The 24742-nt window shown below is 44.8% G+C and carries 21 protein-coding genes; 12 read left to right on the top strand and 9 right to left on the bottom strand.

The annotated features are described in order from the left end of the window. Positions 1–20 precede the first annotated feature (20 nt). The 4 genes from B3D47_RS10315 to hemF form a co-directional block, all read right to left on the bottom strand. A complete protein-coding gene (locus B3D47_RS10315) occupies positions 21–1844 on the bottom strand; it encodes an acyl-CoA dehydrogenase C-terminal domain-containing protein (RefSeq protein WP_163170833.1) in 1824 nt (607 codons plus the stop codon). A gap of 391 nt (positions 1845–2235) precedes the next feature. Then, complete coding sequence (gene aroE / locus B3D47_RS10320; protein WP_286861891.1) at positions 2236–3024, bottom strand: shikimate dehydrogenase; 789 nt, start codon at positions 3022–3024, stop codon at positions 2236–2238. Between the two features lie 91 nt (positions 3025–3115). Then, positions 3116–3322, bottom strand: coding sequence for a hypothetical protein (locus B3D47_RS10325; RefSeq protein WP_286861893.1), 207 nt, complete (start codon positions 3320–3322; stop codon positions 3116–3118). Between the two features lie 282 nt (positions 3323–3604). After that, the gene (hemF, locus tag B3D47_RS10330; protein WP_286861895.1) at positions 3605–4549 is read right to left on the bottom strand and encodes an oxygen-dependent coproporphyrinogen oxidase; all 945 of its coding nucleotides are present in this window, start codon (positions 4547–4549) and stop codon (positions 3605–3607) included. A gap of 238 nt (positions 4550–4787) precedes the next feature. Between hemF and hemN the strand changes: the two genes are divergently transcribed. Further along, positions 4788–6161, top strand: coding sequence for an oxygen-independent coproporphyrinogen III oxidase (gene hemN / locus B3D47_RS10335; protein ID WP_286861897.1), 1374 nt, complete (start codon positions 4788–4790; stop codon positions 6159–6161). Between the two features lie 138 nt (positions 6162–6299). Here hemN and ribA read toward each other — a convergent pair whose 3' ends face one another. After that, positions 6300–6902: a GTP cyclohydrolase II gene (gene ribA / locus B3D47_RS10340; RefSeq protein WP_004809863.1), complete on the bottom strand. Its 603-nt coding sequence runs from the start codon at positions 6900–6902 to the stop codon at positions 6300–6302. A 310-nt stretch (positions 6903–7212) separates the two neighbouring features. On the opposite strand from ribA, the gene dxs reads away from it, so the two are divergent. The 8 genes from dxs to B3D47_RS10380 all read left to right on the top strand — a co-directional run bounded on the left by dxs (position 7213) and on the right by B3D47_RS10380 (position 16020). Next, entirely contained in the window at positions 7213–9117 is a 1905-nt protein-coding gene (dxs, locus tag B3D47_RS10345; RefSeq protein ID WP_286861899.1) for a 1-deoxy-D-xylulose-5-phosphate synthase, read from the top strand. A gap of 120 nt (positions 9118–9237) precedes the next feature. Next, entirely contained in the window at positions 9238–10068 is an 831-nt protein-coding gene (locus tag B3D47_RS10350) for an inositol monophosphatase family protein (RefSeq protein ID WP_004809859.1), read from the top strand. A gap of 450 nt (positions 10069–10518) precedes the next feature. Further along, positions 10519–12390 (top strand): DEAD/DEAH box helicase, encoded by a 1872-nt coding sequence (locus B3D47_RS10355; protein WP_163170838.1) that lies wholly within the window; start codon positions 10519–10521, stop codon positions 12388–12390. Positions 12391–12792: 402 nt separating this feature from the next. Next, a complete protein-coding gene (locus B3D47_RS10360) occupies positions 12793–13611 on the top strand; it encodes an ABC transporter ATP-binding protein (RefSeq protein WP_004809856.1) in 819 nt (272 codons plus the stop codon). After that, a complete protein-coding gene (mlaE, locus tag B3D47_RS10365) occupies positions 13608–14387 on the top strand; it encodes a lipid asymmetry maintenance ABC transporter permease subunit MlaE (protein ID WP_286861902.1) in 780 nt (259 codons plus the stop codon). Before B3D47_RS10360 ends, mlaE begins: the two co-directional genes overlap by 4 nt. Further along, positions 14387–15064, top strand: a complete 678-nt coding sequence (locus tag B3D47_RS10370; protein WP_286861904.1) for an outer membrane lipid asymmetry maintenance protein MlaD — start codon at positions 14387–14389, stop codon at positions 15062–15064. The genes mlaE and B3D47_RS10370 overlap by 1 nt, the downstream gene beginning before the upstream one ends. 17 nt (positions 15065–15081) lie before the next feature. Next, positions 15082–15717: an MlaC/ttg2D family ABC transporter substrate-binding protein gene (locus B3D47_RS10375; RefSeq protein ID WP_004809849.1), complete on the top strand. Its 636-nt coding sequence runs from the start codon at positions 15082–15084 to the stop codon at positions 15715–15717. Between the two features lie 12 nt (positions 15718–15729). Beyond that, positions 15730–16020, top strand: a complete 291-nt coding sequence (locus B3D47_RS10380) for an STAS domain-containing protein (RefSeq protein ID WP_004896164.1) — start codon at positions 15730–15732, stop codon at positions 16018–16020. 268 nt (positions 16021–16288) lie between these two features. Here the strand turns inward: B3D47_RS10380 and B3D47_RS10385 are convergent, their stop codons facing one another. Then, on the bottom strand, positions 16289–17302 hold the full coding sequence (locus B3D47_RS10385; RefSeq protein WP_004809844.1) for a CorA family divalent cation transporter: 1014 nt from the start codon (positions 17300–17302) through the stop codon (positions 16289–16291). 153 nt (positions 17303–17455) lie between these two features. Between B3D47_RS10385 and B3D47_RS10390 the strand changes: the two genes are divergently transcribed. Together B3D47_RS10390 and B3D47_RS10395 are read left to right on the top strand one after the other, a co-directional pair. Then, entirely contained in the window at positions 17456–18046 is a 591-nt protein-coding gene (locus B3D47_RS10390) for a TIGR00730 family Rossman fold protein (RefSeq protein ID WP_008303018.1), read from the top strand. 31 nt (positions 18047–18077) lie between these two features. After that, positions 18078–18479, top strand: coding sequence for an NUDIX hydrolase (locus B3D47_RS10395; protein ID WP_005223363.1), 402 nt, complete (start codon positions 18078–18080; stop codon positions 18477–18479). Between the two features lies 1 nt (position 18480). On the opposite strand, the gene B3D47_RS10400 is transcribed toward B3D47_RS10395, so the two are convergent. After that, on the bottom strand, positions 18481–19116 hold the full coding sequence (locus B3D47_RS10400; protein WP_286861908.1) for a ComF family protein: 636 nt from the start codon (positions 19114–19116) through the stop codon (positions 18481–18483). Then, positions 19103–21148 (bottom strand): ATP-dependent DNA helicase RecG, encoded by a 2046-nt coding sequence (gene recG, locus B3D47_RS10405; protein ID WP_286861909.1) that lies wholly within the window; start codon positions 21146–21148, stop codon positions 19103–19105. Before recG ends, B3D47_RS10400 begins: the two co-directional genes overlap by 14 nt. A 34-nt stretch (positions 21149–21182) precedes the next feature. On the opposite strand from recG, the gene B3D47_RS10410 reads away from it, so the two are divergent. Next, complete coding sequence (locus B3D47_RS10410; protein WP_286861911.1) at positions 21183–22001, top strand: NAD-dependent epimerase/dehydratase family protein; 819 nt, start codon at positions 21183–21185, stop codon at positions 21999–22001. A 120-nt stretch (positions 22002–22121) separates the two neighbouring features. Here the strand turns inward: B3D47_RS10410 and plsB are convergent, their stop codons facing one another. After that, a complete protein-coding gene (gene plsB, locus B3D47_RS10415; RefSeq protein WP_286861913.1) occupies positions 22122–24683 on the bottom strand; it encodes a glycerol-3-phosphate 1-O-acyltransferase PlsB in 2562 nt (853 codons plus the stop codon). Between the last annotated feature and the right edge of the window lie 59 nt (positions 24684–24742).

Consider the following 24742-nt stretch of genomic DNA (forward strand, 5'->3'; position numbering starts at 1 on the left):
CTTTCAAAGTCAGTGAAAACTTAGTAATCGAAACTGAAGTGCTCAGATGCCAGTGAAGTCATCGTTTTAGATGGGTTGACCATGGCTTCAGCATGACCTTGAGTACGCGGCAACATGCGCTCAAAGTAGAAATCAGCTGTCTTGATTTTTGCCTTATAGAACTCAGGAACTTCAGTACCGTTGCCCTCAGCCAGTTTTGCGGAAGCTACCGCAGCCTGTTGTGCCCAGAAGTATGCCATCATCACATAGCCTGAGAACATCAGGAAATCTACAGATGCAGAAGAAACAATATCACGGTCCTTACGTGCAGCCAGCATGATACGAACCGTCAAGGCATTCCATTGTGCGCAAAGTTTGGTTAAGTCCCAAGCAAAACGACGCATGTATTTGTTACGTGCATGCTGACCACAGAATTTCAGGATTTCTGCCGTGTAATCACGAATCACTTTGCCTTTAGAAGTTAACAGCACTTTACGGCCAATCAGATCTAGTGCCTGTACACCTGTTGTACCTTCATAAAGAGTAGAGATACGCGAGTCACGTACGATCTGTTCCATGCCCCATTCTTTGATATAGCCATGACCACCAAAGACTTGCATACCGTGATTGGCTGCTTCATAGCCCAGTTCAGTCAGGAAACCTTTCAGAATAGGGGTATAGAAACCTAAGTGATCATCATGCGCCTCGAAAGCTGCTGTATCGCCACGAACCAGAGCATCATTCATTTTGTCTGCAATTTGTGCTGCATGATAAATCATTGCACGACCGCCTTCAGCAATTGCTTTTTGCGTCAATAACATACGGCGAACATCAGCATGGTGAATGATGGCATCAGCTACTTTTTCTGGATCTTTCTTGCCAGAAAGGGCACGCATTGACATACGTTCTTTGGCATAAGGCAGGGCACCTTGGAAAGACAATTCTGCATGACAGATACCCTGAATTGCAGTACCGATACGTGCCGTATTCATAAAGGTAAACATTGCATGTAGACCTTTATTCTTTTCACCAATCAGGTAACCAACCGCATTGTCAAAGTTCAGTACAGCTGTTGCAGATGCACGGATTCCCATTTTGTGTTCAATCGAACCACAAGTGACCGGATTGCGTTCACCAATGCCGCCATCAGCTGCCGGAATGAATTTCGGTACGATGAACAGGGAAATACCTTTAGTGCCTGCAGGTGCATCTGGCAGGCGTGCAAGTACAATATGAATGATATTTTCAGTCAGATCATGTTCACCCGCCGAGATGAAGATCTTGGTACCTGAAATAGCATAAGTGCCATCTGCATTTGGTTCAGCTTTAGTTTTTACCTGACCCAAATCGGTACCACATTGCGGCTCAGTCAAACACATGGTGCCAGACCATGTACCTGCCACCAGGTGAGGCAGGTATAGATTTTTTTGTTCATCTGAACCAAATTGAATGATGGTATTGATACAGCCGACACTTAAACCTGGATACATTTGGAATGACCAGTTTGCAGTGCCCATCATTTCAGACTTAACCAGATTCAAAGATTGTGGAAGGTTTTGACCGCCAAATTCTTCAGGATAAGAAAGACCTTGCCAGCCGCCTTGTACGAACTGTTCGTATGCTTCCTTGAAGCCTTTAGGCGTAGTGACTTCACCATTTTCAAAATGACAGCCTTCCAGATCACCACTTTGATTCAATGGAGACAATACGTTTTCACAGAAATCTGCTGCACCTTCCAGAATCATGTCCACGGTATCAGCATCGGCATATTCACCATTTGATAGTGTCTGGTAATGTGCAGGGTAATCAAGCACTTCATTCATAAGGAAGCGAATGTCACGTAACGGGGCTTTATATGCTGGCATGCGTTTTAATCCTGATTAATAGTTTTGGATTATCTGTATCGATTCTTTGATTATTCACATTGCGGCTAAAAATACATTGATAAGGCAAGCAAATAAAAATGTCAGAAAGGCGAATCGAGGAGATAGGAAAATTAGGGTGATTCAGGTTAAAGATATGGGCTAATAATAAATAGCTGAAAAATAAAAAAGACTTACATGAAACGACTTTAATAGATAATTATTCTGTTTGTCTAGGTGATTTTTTGGGTGAATTGTACACAAATGTTATTGTTCGAAAATAAACAGAAGTGCTGTCATTAAATCCACTTATTGCTCTGTATATTGCCTTCTGTCGGAAAATCAAAAGAGCCTCCGTAGAGACTCTTGAATCATATTAAAAGCTTAAACGGGCTTAAAGGAAATCTTTGAGCTGTGGCTTGACCCCATTCCAGATCGAGAAAGATTCAATCGCTTGACCGACCAGCATGCCAAAACCTTCAGCGCTAGGAACACCACGCGCACGGGCTTGATCTAGAAAAGTAGATGGTTTGCCATAGGCCATTTCATATGCGTGTTTAAACTGCAGTGCTTCCGGCAGGATTAAGGCATCACCACTCAAGCTGGCAGAAGTTGCATTGATAATGATATCGAAATCACCCGCCAGATCAGTCAAGGCAATCGCTTGCAGTTCAGCTTGTGGTACTGCATCTTTTAAATCCGCAATCAGCTGTTCGGCACGGGCGAGGGTACGATTGGCAATAACAATTTTCTTCACACCTGCCTGTACCAGTGGATAGATCACCCCACGAGTCGCACCACCAGCGCCAATAATCAGAATATCGGTATTTTCCAAGTTCCAGTCTAAAGCACGAATAGCTTCAACCAGACCTTGACCATCGGTATTATCACCATGCAGGACGCCATTTTCCATCCATAGTGTATTTACTGCACCGGCAATACGAGCGCGTTCAGTCAGCACCTGACACTGTACATAAGCTTGTTCTTTAAACGGAACCGTGACATTCATACCGATACCGCCTTGGGCAAAGAAGTCCTGAATATTGGCCTCAAAGCCATCCAGTGGGGCCAGACGTTTACTATAGGTGAGATCAATACCGGTTTTAGCGGCAAATGCATGATGCAATTCTGGAGAACGTGATTGTTCAATCGGGTTGCCAACAACAGCAAATTGTTTGCTCATTTCACAGTGTCCATGTGCTGAAATGCTCAACAATATACGTGAAAACAGGTAGGGACTAAAGTATTGAAAGGTCTAATTCTAGGGGCTTATTTTAGGAATTACAGGTTTTAATAATGCGTTCAGTCAGAAGCAGGCCACCACTTAAGATAATACCGATAATCATAATAATGCTGACACTGATTGCCAGACTGTCCAAGATAAGATCCTTGGTTAAGAATGTTGTAGTAATTGCACTGACTGTAACGGCCAGAAATACCCACATCATCAGCACATGACTTTTGAAATGTCGTAGCTGCATATATTTTTACTCAATATTTTTTAAGATTTTACTATACAGCAGAGCTTGTGACGAAGTGAGGACATTTCTGCTTATTTATATAAAGAAAAGTTTCTAAATGTTTATAGGAAAATTTTTCGTTCAAATTAATAGTCTTGAAGAATCAGTTTTGTAAATTGGGGAACGAGTTAATTACAGGGAACTTTAAGGAGAAAAAAGTTAGAGGTATTGTAAGCAAAAAATAATTGGAACAGTTTTATAAAAAATGCCCTCAAACTGAGAGCATTTTGGTTAAGCGTACACCTACTTCTTTAACTCTTGCAGCCAATCTCGTGGCTTTAGATAATAATCGGTGAGTTGTTTCTCTGGTGAACCTTCGGCCCATTCCGGACGATAAGACCAGCCAGTGAGTGGTGGCAGACTCACTAGAATGGATTCGATCCGACCACCGGTCTGTAAGCCAAATAAAGTGCCACGGTCATACACCAGATTATATTCAACATAACGACCACGACGATACAGTTGAAACTCACGCTGTGCTTCGCTATAAGGTTTTTCCTGATTGCGCTGGAAAATCGGAATGATGGCATCTAAGTAACCATTGCCCACCGCCTGCATGTATTTAAAACAGGTTTCAAAATTCCATTGGTTTAGGTCATCAAAGAACAGGCCACCGACACCACGCTGTTCATCACGGTGCTTTAAGTAGAAATAATCATCACACCATTTTTTATGCTGTGGATAAACTTCTTCGCCAAATGGCGCACATAGATCATGCGCCGTCTGATGCCATGAAAGCACATCTTCATCATTCGGATAGAACGGTGTCAGGTCGAAACCACCGCCAAACCACCAGATCGGATCCTGGCCTTCTTTTTCAGCAACAAATAGGCGCACATTGGCATGTGAGGTCGGCACATTTGGATTTTTAGGATGGATCACCAGTGAGACGCCCATCGCCTGTGCCTTAGCCCCGGCAATTTGTGGATGACGTTCAGTGGCTGAAGCCGGTAGTTTAGAAATATTGATGTGCGAGAACATTACCCCGCCTTTTTCAATCACTGTCCCATTTTGCAGCACACGTGAACGGCCACCACCACCTTCAAGTCGCTCCCAGTCATCAATGATAAACTCAGCTGAGCCACCACCAGCACGTTCTTGTTGTTCGAGAGCTGCACAGATGCGTGCCTGTAAGTCGAGGAGGAATTCGCGTACGCGTTGAATATCCGCAGAAGTTGGATGCTGCATCAAAGCCCTCATGGGGAGAAAGAAAGACTTTCTACATCAAAGCATAAAATGGCATAAAAATTAAGATGTATTTGCCGATACTGATGATCTAAAAAGACTTTGTGTTTACAGTAAATTAAAGCAGGGTAGCGTATTAAATCCGACCGAGATGCTAGGTTGAATTCTTTTTCCGAGCCCCACACAATAGCTTTAGATGGCCCATGCGTGGGTGAATTTTCGATGGTCATAGGTGGATATTATGTCGGTTCATGCTACTTCCCTCATTCAAAAATACAATGTTCCAGGTCCACGCTATACCAGTTATCCAACTGTACCGTATTGGGAAGAACAGTACTTTTCTCTAGAACAGTGGAAACAGACTTTAAAGCGCTCTTTTGCTGAATCGAATCAGACGGAAGGCATCAGTCTGTATATCCATCTGCCCTTTTGCGAAAGCCTGTGCACTTTCTGTGGATGCCATAAACGTGTCACCAAACGGCATGAAGTTGAGCAACCCTATATTCAGGCGGTGCTGAAGGAATGGGATCTGTACTGTGAATTATTGGAAGAAAAGCCAATGATCAAGGAAATCCATTTGGGTGGTGGTACACCGACTTTTTTTTCGATTGAGCACTTAACTCAACTGATTAAAGGTATCTTGGTTAAGGCCGAAATAGCGTCTGAGCATGAATTCAGTTTTGAAGGCCATCCGAACAATACCACTTATGAACATTTGCAAGGCTTGTATGACTTAGGTTTTCGCCGGGTCAGCTATGGCGTGCAGGACTATAATGAAACTGTGCAAAAAGCCATTCACCGTATCCAGCCTTATGAAAATGTTAAACAGGTCACCGAATGGGCGCGTGAAATAGGTTATACCTCGATTTCGCATGATCTGGTCTTTGGCTTACCATTTCAGAGCCTGGATGATGTCCTCAATACTATTGGTCAAACCAATACCTTAATGCCGGACCGTTTAGCCTTATATAGCTATGCGCATGTGCCGTGGATCAAGGGCAATGGCCAGCGTGGTTTTAAAGATGTCGATGTGCCTAAAGATGAAATCAAGCGTCAGTGCTATGAAGAAGGCAAGAAGAAACTGCTGGCACATGGTTACCATGAAATTGGCATGGATCATTTTGCGCTAGAAAGTGACAGCATGTATCAGGCTTTTAAGGAGGGTTCTTTACACCGTAACTTTATGGGGTATACCGCATCTAAAACCCAAGTCATGATTGGACTGGGGATTTCATCAATCAGTGATAGCTGGTACAGTTTTGCCCAGAATATAAAAACTATTGAAGAATATTATGAATGTCTGGAACAGAATGAGATTCCAGTAGTTAAAGGGCATGTATTAAGTCAGGAAGATTTAATCATCCGTAAGCATATCCTGAATCTGATGTGCAGTTTCACCACTTCTTGGGCAGATGAGCACATGCAATTTGCTGAAATTGACGAAGTACTAGAACAGCTCAAAGAAATGTCACAGGATCAGTTAATTAAAATTGCAGACTCATCAGTCACAATTTTGGAGAAAGGGAAACCTTTTGTACGTAATATCTGTATGTCTTTTGACCTGAGATTAAAACGTAAAATGCCGGAGAACCGGATTTTTTCGATGACGATTTAAAATCCCACCAAACCTCTCTTTCTTGCACTTCGACTTAAAGCAATACTTAAGTCTCGCTCAGGGAGGCTTCCGATTCTTACTAAATGAAGGAGTTTCCCCCTCTTTTTCAAAGAGGGGTTAGGGGAGATTAAATAAAAATCAAAAATCATCCTTCCGATACAGATGCGCCATACGCTCATGCTTGGTCTTAAGGTACTGTTCATTAAATGGATTTAGACCAACCGTCAGCGGTACACGATCCACCACATTAATACCTAAGTCTTTAAGTGCATTGATTTTTGTAGGGTTATTGGTAATCAAACGTACAGCTTTTATACCTAAATGATCCAGCATGATGCTACACATATCGTATTGGCGTGCATCGGCTGGCAGGTTCAGCATCAGGTTGGCATCTACAGTGTCATGACCTTGATCCTGTAGGGCATAGGCCCGGATTTTATTGGTCAAACCAATCCCGCGGCCTTCCTGACGCAAGTATAGAATCACACCACGACCGACTTCATTAATCAGCTTTTGTGTCGCCTGAAGTTGCGGTCCACAATCACATTTCAGTGAGGCAAAAGCATCACCCGTCAAACACTCAGAATGTACACGTACCAGCACGGGTTCATCACTCGATTCTTCCAGTCCTTTAGATAACGCGACATGTTCTTCGCCAGTCTTAGGGTCTTGAAAAACAGTAATTTTAAATTCACCATGAGCGGTAGGTAATCTTGATGTTGCGACAAACTCGATAGGCACAGCTGAACCCGTTAAATCCTGAAATTGCTCAAAGTATAGCGTAATGATTGGACATTAGTAGGGTTGCATAGATGATTTTCTGGAGAACATTTTCTTTTTTGTATAAAGCGAACGATAATAGTTGATAAACAGTAAGATTATTCAGGATAATCGTATTCTGCAAATTTTACCCTGATCAAGCTCATTGTTTAATATTGCGCCGTTAACAGCTTTAGTCAATTGAAGCTGCTACAATTCGACTATATGATCGGGACTCCCCATAGACAGACCTAGCTTAGGATTTGCCAGGCTTTTGAAGGCTTTGCCATTTATGCTGTATACAGAAATACCAACTCAACGCCCTGTAACACCGTTGCTTGATGCGATCGATCATCCAGAGCAATTGCGTTCACTTGAGCAAAATCAGCTTGAGCAGGTGGCCGATGAGTTACGTCAGTACATTTTGTATGCTGCAGGACAAAGTGGTGGGCATTTTGGTGCCAATCTGGGAGTGATTGAGCTGACAGTAGCTTTGCACTATTGCTTCAATACCCCAGACGACCGCCTGATCTGGGATGTAGGTCATCAGGCATATCCGCATAAAGCCTTAACTGGTCGTCGTGAGCAATTAACCACGATTCGTGCTAAAGATGGCTTGGCCGCATTCCCTGCGCGTGATGAATCTGAATTTGATACTTTCGGGGTAGGGCATTCTTCCACTGCGATTTCAGCAGGCTTGGGCATGGCCTTGGCGCGTCGCTATCAAAAGAATCCATGTGAAGTGGTGTCCATTATTGGTGATGGTGCAATGACGGCAGGTATGGCCTTTGAAGCCATGAATGACGCCGTCGCACACAATGCAGATCTGATGGTGGTGTTGAATGATAATGACATGTCGATTTCCTGCAGCACTGGTGGTTTTGCCAAGCATCTCGCTGCACTGTGGGAACGTGGTGAGTCGGTGAATATTACTGAAGAGGGTGAAGCCTTCGTTCAGCCGCATCCAGAATGGGTGTATAACTCACGTCTGCATTGTGCCGCGACTGATGCTGCCGATAACCTGTTTAAGGCGATTGGTTTTGATTATTTTGGTCCTTATGATGGTCATGATCTGAGTCAATTGGTGCATGTGTTTAATGCACTGAAAAAGCGTAAAGGTCCACGTCTGATTCATGTCTATACCAAAAAAGGCAAAGGCTTTGCTCCAGCAGAAGCAGAACAAATTAAATATCATGCGATTAGTCGTTTAAATGCAGGATCTACTGTAAATCCAGCACCAAAATATTCTGATGTCTTTGGTCAGTGGTTGTGTGATGAAGCGGCGAAAGATGATCGCTTGCTGGCCATTACCCCAGCCATGTGTGAAGGCTCAGGCATGGTGGAATTTGCTAAGCAATATCCTGAACGTTTCTTTGATGTCGCGATTGCAGAACAGCATGCGGTAACGCTAGCAGCAGGTATGGCTTGCGAAGGTTTGAAGCCGGTTGTAGCGATCTATTCAACGTTTTTACAACGTGGTTATGACCAGTTAGTACATGATGTGGCGCTACAAAATCTGGATGTAACGTTTGCTATCGATCGTGCTGGTCTGGTTGGTGAAGATGGCCCGACCCATGCCGGAGCATATGACTATGCTTATATGCGTACCATTCCAAACCTGGTGATCATGGCGCCAAAAGACGAAAATGAATGTCGCCAGATGCTACACACTGCGTATCTCTATAAAGGTCCGGCAGCAGTACGTTATCCGCGTGGGAGTGGTCTGGGTGTCGAGATTCAGCAAGATATGGTTGAATTACCAATAGGTCAGGCTGAAATCGTAGCGAGCTTTAATAGTCAGCATGATGACTATATCTCTGTACTGGCATTTGGTAGCCGAGTGCAGGCCGCTATCGATGCAGCCCAAGCCTTTGCTGCAAAACATGATGTGGCAGTACGTGTAGTGAATATGCGTTTCATTAAACCACTGGATACCCAAATGCTGGATGATATCTCGCAGAGTACCACTCTGTTCGTGACAGTCGAAGAACATGCAGTGATGGCAGGTGCGGGCAGTGCAGTCAATGAATATCTGGCTGAAGCGCAGATCGTAAAACCAATTTTAAATCTTGGTCTTGCTGATACCTTTATGGCGCAAGCGACCCATGCACAGATGCTGCAACAGGCAGGACTTGATGCTCAAGGCATTGAAAAGTCAATGAATCAAGCTTGGTCTTCACTTACCCAGCCAGTCTGAAACAACGTCTTCAAAATTTTAGACACATTTTTTTCCCAAAAAGCCCTTAGATTTGCTAAAATGTAGGGGCTTTTATGCATTATTCTTTATCAATATCTTCAAATTTGTAGTGGGTGTTCAATGGAACCTATGGTGGTGATGGCTGCGCGTGCGGCTCAATTAGTTGGTCAAGAGCTTTTAAAAGCGCATCAAAATCGTCATAAACTCGATCTACAAGTCGAAGAAAAAGGCATTGATGGTCCTGTAACGCGTGTTGACCGTTACCTGGAACAACTGACTATCGATACGCTGCGTAAAAGTTATAAAAACCACAGCTTCCTTGGTGAAGAGTTTGGTCTGCAAGAAGGTAAAGGTCACGACGCTGAATGGTGTTGGGTGATTGATCCTCTTGACGGTACACTGAACTTCATCAACGGTTTCCCGCATTTCTGTATCTCTATTGCTGTTCAGCACAAAGGCGTAACCCAACACGGTGTGATCTATGACCCTGTGAAAGACGAGCTATTCTCTGCAAGTCGTGGTCGTGGCGCGATGCTGAACCAGCGTCGTATCCGTGTAAATGTGAAAGACAACTTGCAGAATTCTTTCCTGGCAGTTGGTCATGCTTACCGCGCTCAACGTGGCGGTGAGGTGGTGTCTTATGCGAAAAACCATTTCGAATCACTATTAAACGTTACTGAAGCAGGTGCTCAATACCGCCGTGCAGGTTCTGCTGCGCTGGATCTGGCTTATGTTGCGGCAGGTCGTTTAGATGGTTACTTTGAACTTGGTTTGAAACCTTGGGATATCGCTGCTGGTGAACTGATTGTGAAAGAAGCGGGCGGTACAGTGGTTGATGCACGTGGTGGCAGCGAATCTATGGAAAAAGGTCAGGTCATTGCCTGCTCTATGAAAATGCTGAAACCTTTAATGCAGGCAGTTGTTCCTGCATGGGGCGAGGCAGCTAAATAATCGGGTTTAGATATTTTGGTTTAAAACATAAAAAAGGCATCCTAAGGGATGCCTTTTTTATGACTGGATAATATTTTTTTCTGCTAAATATGGTTAAAATATCAACTAATTTTAGATTAATACAAAATAACAATAAAACTTAATGACATTATTTTAAATCCTGCTATAATCCGCGCACGCACTTAATTTCTGTTCGTTACCTGAACATTTCTCTTCTTATCATTGTGTATGCGCGTGCGGTCCAAAGAGAGGACGATATCTCGCGCCCCAATCGCTAAAGCGATTCCTTCAGGTTATGCCGTAATCATGCGTGCGTTATATCACATCGTCGTTACTCGGATCGCCGCTGAATGATCTCTTATTTTCAGCGTATATTGCTGTACCGCTTTTTGTCGATGTTCATTTGACTTTATTTTTAATGGAGCACCCAATTTCCGGGTGAAAGACTCTATGAGCAAAACTTTTGCTGATTTTCCTCTACACGAATCCTTACAACAAGCTTTACAAGCACTAGGCTTTACTGCGCCTACACCTGTACAGGAACTATCTATTCCTGCGGCGCTTGAAGGTAAAGACCTTCTAGTGTCAAGCCAGACTGGTTCTGGTAAAACTGCAGCCTTCCTTCTCCCTACATTGAATGGCCTTGCAACTGAAGATACTTTCGTTCCGTTCAAAGAACGCATGAAAGCGGTAACTCAACCGAATATCCTGGTAATTTCACCAACACGTGAACTTGCACAACAGGTTTGTCAGGATGCGATTGCATTTGTACGTCACATGAAAGGTGTTCGTATTGCTGCAATCATGGGTGGTATGCCATTTGGTAAACAAATCCAACAATTAAAAGGTGCACAAGTTGTAGTTGCGACACCAGGTCGTTTACTTGATCTTGTTAACCGTCGCCAGATTAAACTGGACAAAGTTGATGCGTTAATCGTCGACGAAGCTGACCGTATGTTAGACCTTGGTTTCTCTGAAGACCTAGAGGCAATCGGTGACTTGGCTGCGAACCGTAAACAGACTTTGATGTTCTCTGCAACATTTGCACCGCGTATCATCACGCTTGCTGAACGCATGATGAATGAGCCAGAGCGTATTGCGATCGAAACTGGTCACTCTACGAATACTGACATCACTCAGACTTTGCACTGGACTGATGGCTTTGAGCACAAGAAAAAATTACTGACTCACTGGTTAAACGAAGAAGACGTTGATCAGGCAGTTGTATTCGCTTCTACGCAAGAAGATACCGATATGCTGGCTGAAGAACTTGCTGAAGCAGGTCTATCAGTAGTAGCACTTCACGGTGCAATGCCACAGACAGTTCGTAACCGTCGTCTACGCAGCATCCGTGAAGGTCGTGCAAAAATCTTGGTTGCAACTGATGTTGCAGCACGTGGTCTAGACGTACCAACAATCTCTCACGTCATCAACTTCGGTCTTCCAATGAAGAACGAGGACTATGTACACCGTATTGGTCGTACAGGTCGTGCGGGCCGTACTGGTAAAGCGATTACTTTAGCGACTTACCGTGAACGCGGTAAAATCCGTGCGCTTGAAGACTACCTGGATGCTCGTTTAGAAGTATCTGAAATCGAAGGTCTTGAGCCATCTCCACCTCCTGCACGCGGTAGCCGTGATGGCGCTGGTCGTGGTCGTGGTCGTGATGGCGGTCGTGGCGGCCGTGGTGGCTTCGGCGGTGGTCGTCGTTTCGAAGGTGAAGGTAACTTCAAACGTCGTGATGGAGGTGATGACCGTCCACGTCGTAGCTTCGATGACAAACCTCGTGGCGAACGTCCTGCGTTCGGTGGCGAAGATCGCCCACGTCGTGACTTCAACAGCGATCGTCCACGTCGTGAAGGCGGTTTCGGTGATCGTCCTAAACGTGACTTCGGTGATCGTCCAGCTCCACGTCGTGAAGGTGGTTTCGGTGACCGTCCGCAACGTTCTTTCGATGACCGTCCAAAACGTGATTTTGGCGACCGTCCTCGTTTCGAAGGTTCTGATGACAACCGTGGCAACCGCGTAGATTACAAACCACGTCGTGAAGGCTCTTTCGGTGACCGTCCTAAACGTGATTTCGGTGATCGTCCGGCACCACGTCGCGAAGGTGGTTTTGGTGATCGTCCTAAACGTGATTTCGGTGATCGTCCGGCGCCACGTCGTGAAGGTGGCTTCGGTGACCGTCCAGCACGCTCATTTGGTGATGACCGTCCTAAACGTGATTTCGGTGGTGATCGTCCACGCCGTAACTTCGATGACAAACCACGTGGTGAGCGTTCGTTCGGTGAAGACCGTCCACGTCGCAAATTCAATGACTAATTGAATCTAGCCAGAAAAAACCAGCGATAACGCTGGTTTTTTTATGGATGCATTTTTTTAAAGTTTTAGGTAAAGTGTGTGCCATTCCTGAATTTGAATCGGTTATGATAACTAATCCTCAAATATCACACTTGGCTCGTTATATCCATGAGGTTGTTATGCCTTATATTGCGCTGATCCTGATCTTATCTAATATCATTCTCTTTCTCTATAATTTTTATAATTGAATGATTATTGAACATATAAGCAGACGATAAAATTATAAAAATAGATCATGCTTTCTCATTTTTTTCATTCAGATATTGCCTTTTTGCCATTGTAACATTCCGATCAAAAGGTAACATTTAGAGAGTTAATCCTTTATAGTACGCATGCTGAAAAAATGCAGGAAAACGCTTAGCTATGAAAAATCAAACAGCGTTTGAGACTCAATCACTCATAGAAGTGAAAGGTTTGAGCTTCAAGCGAGGCGAACGTGTGATTTATGAGAATGTCAGCCTGAACATTCGACGTGGTCAGATCACTGCCATTATGGGACCTTCTGGTACCGGTAAAACTACATTATTACGTCTTATTGGCGGACAGCTAACGCCAGATCAGGGACAGGTGTTGCTGGATGGCAAGGATATCGCACGCATGTCACGTAGTGAGCTGTTTGCTGCACGTGCACGTATGGGCATGTTATTCCAGAGCGGTGCTTTGTTCACAGATATGAGTGTTTATGAAAATGTCGCTTTCCCGATTCGTGCACATACCAAATTGCCTGAGCACTTGATCGCAGAAATCGTGGCACTCAAGCTGGAATCTGTCGGTCTGCGCGGTGCAGAGCAGATGATGCCCTCTGAATTATCTGGTGGTATGAACCGTCGTGTGGCTCTAGCACGTGCGATTGCACTTGACCCAGAGCTGATCATGTATGACGAACCATTCGCCGGGCAAGACCCGATTGTGATGGGCGTATTAACACGTCTGATTCGTTCCCTGCGTGAAGCATTAGACCTGACTACAATTATCGTTTCGCATGATGTAGCAGAAACTCTATCCATTGCGGACTACATTTACGTAGTGGCAGAAGGAAAGATCCAGGGCGAAGGTACACCTGAAGAATTAAAAGCACATCCTTCTGCATTTGTTCAGCAGTTCCTGACGGGTTCCGTTGAGGGGCCTGTGGATTATCAGTTTAGTCATGCGGCTTATTTAAGTGATGAGGTGCGTTCATGAATGCAATTGCCTTATTGGGTAGACGTGTCATAGAACGTGTGCGCGGGATTGGGGTTGCGACCCTGATGCTGTTGCAAATTCTGATTTCGATGCCAACCTGGCTGGGGTTTAAGCTATTTGTCTACCAGATGTACCGTGTTGGGGTGCTCTCTTTACTGATCATCGTAGTTTCGGGTCTGTTTATTGGTGCTGTTCTCGGTTTGCAGATGTATACCATTCTGGCTACCTTCGGCAGTGAAGCCATGTTAGGTACCGCAGTAGCTCTAACCTTATTACGCGAACTGGCACCGGTTGTGGCAGCGCTCTTGTTTGCTGGTCGTGCCGGTTCCGCATTGACAGCCGAAATCGGTCTGATGAAAGCCACTGAACAGTTATCCAGTATGGAGATGATTGGGGTTGATCCGCTAAAAAGGGTCATTTCACCACGTCTTTGGGCGGGGATTTTCAGTCTGCCAATGCTGTCCGTAATTTTTGCTGCCGTGGGGATTATGGGCGGTAAAATGGTCGGTGTAGATTTCCTTGGCGCAGATGAAGGTGCGTACTGGAACGGTATGGAAAGTACCGTGCAGTTCTACAAGGATATCTTTAACGGTACCATCATTAAAAGTTTTGTATTTGCATTGATTTGTACATGGATTGCGGTCTATCAGGGTTATGCCTGTGAACCGACATCTGAAGGGATTGCAACGTCCACAACACGTACTGTGGTGTATTCATCGTTGTGTGTTTTAGGTTTTGATTTCGTGTTGACTGCGGTCATGTTCGGAGGTGTTTAATGAAATCACGTACCAGTGAGCTGGCCGTTGGTGTTTTTGTCATTCTGTTTGGAGTTGCAATTTTCTTCTTGGCAATGCGTGTCAGTGGTTTGGTCGGAACCAATATTGCCGACAGCTATAAAATGACAGCAACTTTCGAAAATGTAAATGGCATTAAGCCACGTGCCAAAGTGGCTTTAAGCGGTGTGAAAGTCGGTCAGGTCGATACGATTACACTTGATCCAGTCACCCGATTAGCCACTGTACATATGACGCTAGATGGTTCACTTACATCATTTAATGCTGAACAGTTAAAGAAAGTACAGCAAGAAGCCCTAGATGAGTTACGTTACAGCACTGACTATGAAGCTGCGGCACCTGCGCAACAAAAAGCAATGGAAAAGCAACTCTTAGACAACATGACATCCATTACCAATATTGATGAAGATGCTTACATTATGGTAGCAACCAATGGTTTGCTAGGTGAAAAGTATTTGAAAATTATTCCAGGCGGCGGTCTGAATTATTTGAAACGTGGTGATCAGATTGCCAATACCCAAGGCACGATGGAAATTGAAGATTTAATTACCAAATTCGTGACAGGTGGGGCAGGCAGTAAGTCATCCGAAACTCAGGAGGCATCTGCTGATGCAGTAACTTCTGAAGCTACAGATGCAGAACCTGCATTTGTTGAATAATGATTGAGGAAATTTGAGTGAATATTTTAGTAAAGCAAACCCTTGCAGCATGCATTCTATCTACTATGGCGATGGGAAGCGTTTTCGCTGCACCGGCTGAAGCACCACCTGCATTTATCAAGAAAGTTGCAGATAACCTGGTGGCTCGTCTGAAAGCAGACCATAGCAAGTTGCAGAGCAATCCGGCACTGGTGAAAACTATTATTCGTCAGAATCTTGATCCATATATCGATTCACAAGCATTTACCCGCATTGTGATGGGAACGTATGCAACTAATCAGTATAGCTCTGCTGCACAGCGTGCTCAGTTTGAACGTAATTTCCGTGAAACGCTGACTGAAAATTATGGTTCAGCATTTGCCAAATATACCAACCAGTCTTATACCATGCGTCCGTACAAAGACACCGGTAGCAAAAATCCAGTTGTAACCATTGATTTCCATAATAATGGCGAGAAAATTCCGGTTTCTTTCCAGTTGGCCGATAAAGGTTCACAATGGAAAATCCGTAATATCAACGTGTCTGGTATCGATCTAGGTTTACAGTTCCGTAACCAGTTTGCAGCGACTGTAAAACGTAATGGCGGTAACCTGGATAAAGCAATCGCAAACTTCAAGCCAGATGCAGAAGCAGCGGTTGAAAAGAAAAAATAAGATAGGTGAACTGTGATCAAATTCAGTAATCAGGAACTGCATGTTGTAGGCAAAATCGACTATAACAATGCGCAGCAATACTATGAACAGGGGCTGCGTGAAATTCAGTCACAGACAGTTTTTCCTATTGTGGTAAATCTGGCTGAGCTTGAAAGTGGCAGTACTCTGGCTTTGGCGATATTGGTCAGATGGTTACGTCAGACGCCACAAGCCAAAGGATTGCAGTTTAAAGCCGTTCCTGCAAAAGTGATGAAGATCATACAGTCCTGTCACCTGGAGAATGATTTACAGATCATTCAGTAAAAAGAAAAAGCACCGAAAGGTGCTTTTTTATTGTGATTAGATTTTAAGAAATAATGAAAATCAAATAGATCTAAGTATAGATTGCAAGTCCTCTCTCCCTCAGGGAGAGTTAAAGAGAGGGTGAAAATCTTCACCTAACTTCTCCTTTGGAAAAGGAGAGAGAATTTTCTTCACTTTTTTAGAGAGAAGTTGACGAGGGATTAAATAGATATAAATTAAATACAGAGATTTCTTGCGCTTTGCTTTGAAGCAGTGCCTCAAAGCTCGCTCAAATCCATTTCTTCCATCTAAAGTAAATCAATGGTCCAATGAAGAATGCGACCAGAATCAGCCCGACAATAATAAAGCTGGTGGTGCCATGTGCAAAAGGCAGAACTTCTGTGTTCATCCCATAAATACTCGCAATCAGCATCGGTGGCGCAAGCATACTTGGCAAGATCGAGAATCGACGGATCGTGTCATTCTGTTCGGTATTAATGAATCCGGAAGTAGTATCAAGCAGGAATCGCACCTTTTGGAACAGGAATGCATCATGCTCAACCAGAGAACGTACATCTTCACTGAGCTCTCGAATGTCCGCATCATAGATATGACTACCGAGCGCCCGTGGACGGGACAGGAAGGTCAGTACCCGGCGTAAATCGATCAGACAGAGCTGGGCTTTTCCAAGCATATCCTCGAGTTGTGCCAGACGGGTAATCATGTCATCCAGATCCAGAATCTGTTCACGATGGCGGTTATTCAGGACTTCGGTTGAGTATTTTTCCAGATCCTTGTGCACATCTTCCAGAATATCCGCCAGCTCATCCAGCTTGGCTTCAAGCAGGCCAAGTAGAATCCAGGTCGGATCCTTGTAATCAATCTCATAATCATTGCGGCGCGCACGAGCACGAAAGGCACGGAACGCGACCAGCTTTTCCCCACGCAAGGTAAACAGCCGGTCTTTATGCAGAATGAAGGCAACGGTTTGCACCGTGGCTAAAATGCTGGATTGATCTTCAGTATCTTCTTCAACCTGATAGTTTTTATTTTTCGTTAAAAAATAAGTGCTGATATGCAAAATACCGTCATCATCGCGGTAGAATCGGGCACTGGATGAAATGTCTTCTAATGATTTGAGGGTAGGAAGGTTTTGCTCATAAGCGTCCATGATCCATTGCTGCTCTTCCTGTGAAGGAGCAATCAGATCGACCCAAACCAAATCTTGATGTAAATCAAAGTCGCCATTAATAGTGGCATCTTCTAGGCTACCGCGCTCTGTGGCATAAAAGGCTTCAAGCATGCTGTCTTTTCTCCCTTGCGCAGTATGTAAATTGGAATGGGTGTATTTTAGACAAGGAATTGAATAAAAACACTGATTGAACAGTTATTTTTTCAAAAAAAGCTTCGATCAGGGATTCCTTGCGATACAGCTAGAACTAAATGGTGAAAAATGATGAATTCTATCGCAATTTTTTGTGGTTCCGCACTGGGGATCGCACCTGTTTATACCGAGATTGCTGAAAAAGTCGGCCAGACGCTGGCAGCTAGACAGCAAACACTGGTCTATGGTGGTGGCCGTTCAGGCTTGATGGGAATTGTTGCGGACAGTACTCTGGCTGCGGGCGGCCAAGTGATTGGGGTGATTCCAAAGCAGCTGGTAGACCGTGAATTGGCCCATCCAGGTCTGACTGAACTGCATATTGTTGAAAATATGCACGAGCGCAAAACCAAAATGTCAGAACTGGCAGATGGTTTTATTGCGATACCGGGTGGTGTAGGAACACTGGAAGAAATTTTTGAGCAATGGACCTGGGCACAGCTCGGTATTCATGAAAAGCCATGTGCATTTTTAAATGCAGAAAACTTCTATACCGGTTTGATTCATTTTATTCAGCACACGACTGAACAGGGTTTTACCAAGGCACGTTTTACCGAGAAACTCATTGTCAGTGAAGAAATTGAAACAATTCTGGATGCTTTTGAGAATTATCAACCACCGCAAGCGAAATGGGGGATGGTTGATCAGCAAGATCTCGTGAAATAAGCCCATTGATCATTTTTAAATTTGAGTTGTTATGAAAGTTATTACTGTTGCCGCCGGCATTGTACTGAATGAAGCACAGCAATTATTGGTTGTGCGTAAGAAAGGCACCAGCTGCTTTATGCAGGTGGGTGGCAAGCTGGAACCGAATGAAGCACCTGAAGTGACGATTGTTCGTGAAATTCAGGAAGAAATCTGCTGTCAGGCTGAAGTGCAGCAATTTGTGGGTCGTTTTGAAACGAAGACCGCGAATGAACCCGACCACCAACTGGTCAGTTATGTATATCTGGTCAAACTGGATCAAATGCCAAAAATTGAGGCGGAAATTGCCGAGATGAAATGGATTGATCTTAATGAACAAGACTTAGCACTGGCCCCGTTAACCACAGAAATTGTGATTCCATGGGTGAAGTCAAATCTTCTAGCCCAAGCTTAATTTAAAGCTTTGCACCTGCGACACAGGCTGTATAAATTTGCTGGCAGCCAAGTTCTTCGAGCTTCTGATTAAGTGCACGAATTGAACTGCCAGTTGTTACCACATCATCAATAATCAGTACTTTACGATAACGCAATTTTGATGATGTACTGATCTGAAATTGTGCTTCAATATCTTCAATCCGTTCCAGGCGGCTTAAGCCTTTTTGTGAATGCTGTTTGAGCCGGCTCACCGGTTGCCATACTGGAACTTGAAGATGCTTTGCGACCTGTTTAGCCAGCAGTAAGGACTGGTTATAGCCGCGCTGTACCAGTTTGTCTGTGGAGATTGGCATCGGAACGACTGCGCTGACTTTTGGAAGTTTTAAACTGATAAGCGCGCCTGCTAACAAGTTTTCCAGATAAAGCTTCTGCTCATATTTGAACAACTGAATCAGACGATCCATCGGATAATCATAATGGCAGGCAATCTGTACCTGCATTTCCTGGCGCTGGATGGTCTGATGTGCCCAAGGTAGCTGGTTCCAGCAATCCTGGCATACTGAGTAAATTGTTTGATAATCGTTGTGACAAAGCTGGCAGGATTGTAACTTGTCCAGCCAATGTTTGCCTTGCTGAATCAGCTTAGACATAGGCATAACGTGGTGCCTCAGGTAACCAGCGTTTTAATAACGCATCAGCCTGTTGTGGATAATCCTTTAACATCTGCTGGGCCACATAATGCGCCTGATTGAGCAGGTGATCATCGCGTTCCAGCTTGGCTACCCGGAAACCCATATCTCCGGTTTGTTTGGTGCCAAGCAGTTCACCTGGACCACGCAGTTCCAGATCCTTTTCCGCGATGATAAAGCCGTCATTGGTTTCACGCATGATACGCAAACGTTCCTGACCATTCTGAGAAAGGGGATGCTTATACAGGAGTACACAGAAACTGGCTTTGGCACCCCGACCAACACGGCCACGGAGCTGATGCAGTTGTGAAAGCCCGAGACGCTCGGCATTCTCAATTACCATCAGAGAAGCATTCGGTACATCGACACCCACCTCAATCACGGTCGTGGCAATCAATAGCTGCAATTCATTATTTTTAAATTGTTGCATCACCGCCTGCTTTTCATCAGGCTTCATCTTGCCATGGACCAGACCGATATTGATTTCCGGGAAGCGTTCCTTAATTTCGGCAAAAGTGGCTTCTGCTGCTTGGGCATCTAAAGTTTCCGACTGTTCGACCAGAGTACAGACCCAATACGCTTGCTTACCTTCAGCACAGTTGGTGGCAATACGCTGTAGTACTTCTTCACGGCGGTCCAGTGGGATAGTTACGGTCTGAATCGGCGTTCGACCGGGTGGCAGCTCATCAATAACTGAAGTGTCCAGATCGCTATACGCAGACATGGCGAGCGTACGTGGAATTGGTGTCGCCGTCATGACCAGTTGATGTGGAGACATGCCATCCAGCCCTTTATTGCGCAAAGCCAGACGCTGATCCACACCAAAGCGATGCTGCTCATCAATAATTACCAGCCCCAATTTGGCAAACTCGACATTTTCCTGAAACAAGGCATGGGTGCCGACCACCAGATTGGCACTGCCATCTTTAATGCTTTGTTCTGCCGCAGTACGGGCTTTACCTTTTTGCTTGCCAGATAGCCAGGAAACAGTCAGTCCCAGTGGCTCAAACCATTTTTTAAAATTTAAATAATGCTGTTCTGCCAGAATCTCGGTGGGCGCCATCAGAGCCACTTGCCAGCCTTCTTCCAGAGCATGACAGGCTGCCACACCAGCAACCAGTGTTTTACCTGCACCGACATCGCCCTGTACCAGACGCAACATCGGTTTGTTGCCTTTCATGTCATGGGCAACTTCTCGTGAAACACGTTTTTGCGCCCCCGTCATTTCAAAAGGTAGACCCGTGAGCAACTGTTTGGCATAACGCTTACTTGGTGAAAATGCAGGAGCTTCAATCTGCTGAATAAAGGCACGGCGGGTCAGTAAACTGATCTGATGCGCGACCAGTTCCTCAAAGATCAGACGCTGCTGGGCTGGGTGGGAACCCTGTGCCAGCTGCAACATATTGGCATCGACTGGAGGGTGATGGATATATTCCAGTGCCTGCTTCAGGTCATAGCCATTGCTGAATTTAGCCGGTAGCAATTCCGGTAGATCATCACTGTGTAGGGCGAGCGCCTGCTTGATATATTCACGTAATTTGGGTTGGGTCAGGCCTTCAGTTGCCGGGTAAATCGCGGTAAGTTGTGTCTGTGGAAGTGGGGTATGTTCAGTAATGACCTGTAGTTCGGGGTGATACATTTCCAGGCCACGGGCACCAACACGCACTTCGCCAAAAACTCTTAATCTTGCACCAACTTTGCAGCGGTCGGTAATGCCTTTATAGATATGATAGAAACGTAGGGTCACCTTGCCGCAATCATCATCCAGCAGTACGGCCATGGACTTGCGTTTACCCGGTGGAAAATCTACGCCTTTGACAATACCTTCCAGCAAATAGCTACGTCCCACAGTCAATTGATTCATGGGAATGATCGTGCTACGGTCTTCGTAGTCACGTGGCAGATGAAAGAGCAAATCATCAGTTGTGAACAGATTTAATTTTTCAAGTAATGTGGCGGCGGCATTGCCGACACCTTGTAACTGATGGACTGCAGCCATGTCCCCTCAACCAGGTTTTGTGATTCGGTGCTGAATGCATATTTTATTTATCGGTTATGGTAAAACATCCGCACGCATAGCTAAACAATTATTTGAGCAAGGTCATCAAATTAGCACAATCAGTCGCAGTGCGAAAACAGATTCCTGTGCCACTCATCATGTTCAGGATGTGCATCAGCTCGATTTAAGCAGCCTTGCACCGATTGACTGGGTCTACGTCTTGCTCAGTCCTGACCAGAGTACGCTTGAAGCTTATCAGCAGACTTATCTGGATTCAGTCGGTCCAATTGTTAGGGCGCTAAAATCCCATCCGATACAACGTCTGGTTGTTGTATCTTCCACCCGGGTCTATGGTGAGAATGCCGGAGAGCAGGTGGGTGATGAAAGTGCAATTTATCCGAATGATCCGCAAGGCAAAGTCCTGCATCAAATGGAGCAGACTTATTTAGCTGCTTATCCAGACCAATGTACGATCATCCGCCCAAGTGGGATTTATGGGGCTTCAGTTGCACGCTTGGAAAAAATGGCGAGATCTATGTTCAGTTATCCAAATCTGCACTGGGCGAATCGGATTCATATTGAAGACTTGTCACGTTTTATGGCTGAGATGATTCACGTGGAACATCTTGAATCATCATATATTTTGACCAATAACCAGCCACAACTGTTGCATGAAGTTCTGCAATGGTTTCAGCAGCAGATGAGATTGCCTTTATTAAAAGTAGAAAGTGAGCAGGTGACGGGGAAAAAACTATATGCTACCCGTATGCAAAAAATGGGATATGAGTTAAAGCATCCGGACTGTTATGAGGATTATTTGGAATTGATGAAGTTATCCCCTCATCTTGAATAAAGTTGAGTTCCCTCTCCTTTTAGGAGAGGGTTAGGGAGAGGTAAGTTTTTAAACATTTTCTCTCATCCCTCTCACGAAGCAGTGTTTTTCATCCCAGAGGGAGAGAGCGCTTAAATAATCTTACTTTCTCTTCCGTTTCGCACGCTTCTTGGCTTGTTCAGCTGCCAACGCATCTAAAGCTTCTTTCAATTCTTCATCCGTAAAGGCGGTAAGGTTATGAAGCATTTGCAGCTTCACTTCGTCCAATACCAGATCCGCATACTGAGCGATATTTTTGAAGCTTTCATCAAAGACAATCGCATTGTCTTCATTGGTACTGATATAACCTTTTTGAGTTAGCGTTTTGATAAAGCTTTGGAACAGCGCCTTATCAAAGAATTCTGGTGAATTGAATTCATAAAGTACAGACAGACGCTGACCTACCAGATGGCTTAATTCTTCAACCTGACGGGTGGAGATATTGCCTGAACCACGCTGGGTGATCAGTGCCAGCGTCATGTAATAGCGCTCGATACTTTGCATGACAGGTGCAGCCAAAACTTCTAGCTGATGATGCGCTTCGCTGTTTGGTGTAGGTGCTACCAGATTTTCACCATCCTGTGCAATTAACTTCGCTGCAATCAAAGCATCAATATAAGCGTTTACTGGTGCTTTGATTTCATCTTCATGCCATTTCAGGAACAGTTCAGCTTTCAGGAATGGGTATAAGGTACTGCTGATATTCACCAGATCATCACGGCGAATAATACCATTATGATTTACCAGGGCGGCTACCAGTGATGGTAATACAAAGGCATGCACAATATTGTTGCGGAAATAGGTCAGTAAAATCGCCTGATTATCTTCGATGGCGATAATATTGCCCAGCACATGATTGACGCGTTTGATCAGTTTCAACTTCATTGCATAGGCAATGATTTCTTTCCCTGATAACGGCGTCACTTGCATACGTTCATCATATGGCAAAGACGTCAGCAGATTACGATAAGTATCTAACTGTTTGATACAAATCGCCTCATCCAGTGTGTGTTTTGGTGTTGCTAATAAAATGAGTGACAGCAGGGATACCGGGTTAATGACGGCTGCACGGTTAATATTTTCCAGAATCGCCTGTGCAGAACTATTTACTGCTTCAGATACTGCTGGCGGGATCGGATCATCATTCTTTTCAATCTTGATCTCATCCGCACCATGCTGTTTCAGCATGTCATCCAGAAACACGGGCTCACCAAAATTCAGATGTACCTTACCGAAAATACGTTCAATCTTGCGCAAGGTTTTTAGAATGCCAAAAATAGATTCTGCTTCTTTTTCCTTACCGTTCATTTCACCCACATAAGTTGCACCTTCCATCAGGCGTTCATAGCCGATATAGGTGGGTACAAATACGATAGGCTTCGCTTTGCCACGCAAATGACCATGCACGGTCATTGCCAGCATGCCGGTTTTCGGTGGTAACAGACGACCGGTACGTGAACGGCCCCCTTCAATAAAGTATTCCAGTGGAGTATTACGTGACAGAACGCTATACAGATATTCTTTGAAAACTGTCGTATAGAGTGCATTACCGCGGAAAGTACGGCGGATAAAGAAGGCACCACCGCCACGCAAGATCTGGCCAACAAATGGCATGTTCAGGTTATCACCCGCTGCGATGTACGGCACCATCAAACCACGACGATAAATCACATAAGATAATAACAGGTAGTCGATATGACTACGGTGACATGGTGCATAGACGATTTCATAGTCTTTCGCCAGTTCACGTACCGTACTGAAGTTATGTACATCAATGCCGTCATAGAGCTGAGTCCAGAGACGGGTCAGGGCCTTATCGGCAAAACGTACGGTTGAGTTGGAGTAATCTGATACGATTTCATTTAAATAACCAATCGCACGGCGTTCAGCTTCATCCACACTGATCTTGCTGCGGATACTTTCATTACGGATAGCCGCCTGCACATCTGGAGATTTGATCAGACCCTGCATCACATTACGGCGATCTGAAAGGTCAGGCCCCAGCACTACTTCTCGCTGGGCATCCAGATAGTCATTCAAGGTACTGACAATATAAGTTGCTGGAGACAGGTTTGGATGTGTCACTTTGGCATGATCAATCAGTGCACGCAGAGACTGTGCTTCATGGAACTCCAGATAAGACTGACGACCATGCAGACCAATATTCACTAGCTGTTTCATCTTGCTTGGTGTTGACCAGGTATCGGTAAATAACAGTTTGAACCAGGAATCTTCTTTCTCTGGTTCACGGCCCCATAGCACGGTCACCGGAATCAGTTCTACATCCAGTTCTGGATTCTGTTCCAGTACTTCAATCAGACGCAGCAGACGTGGTGGAAAAGCATGTGGCGGCGAGCTCAGCAGATTGCTTTCATCATGATATTGCAGGAACAATACCGAAGCTTTTTCCCGGCGCGTACCTAAATCCATTGGATCAAGTGCAGCAGGCAATTTGAGACGACGGGTTTCACCATCTACCACCAGCGCATTACTGCGAGAATGGTTTTGCAAAACATAGCAGACAATCTTTTTCTGATCTTGCTGGTCAGCCGCTGGAGCAGGGACTTCCGTTGGTACTTCCCCAAGTACATGCGGGGTAACCACAAGTTCAAGCATCTTACTTGAAAGCTTGCGATACATTTGACCAAAGCCACTCTTGGACATACCTACTCCTAATTTTACTGACCAGAACCAAAGGATTTCTGAGGGGGGATCTATTTTGA

Origin of the sequence: Acinetobacter sp. UBA3461 (assembly GCF_002381195.1) — a bacterium.
Classification (GTDB): domain Bacteria; phylum Pseudomonadota; class Gammaproteobacteria; order Pseudomonadales; family Moraxellaceae; genus Acinetobacter; species Acinetobacter schindleri.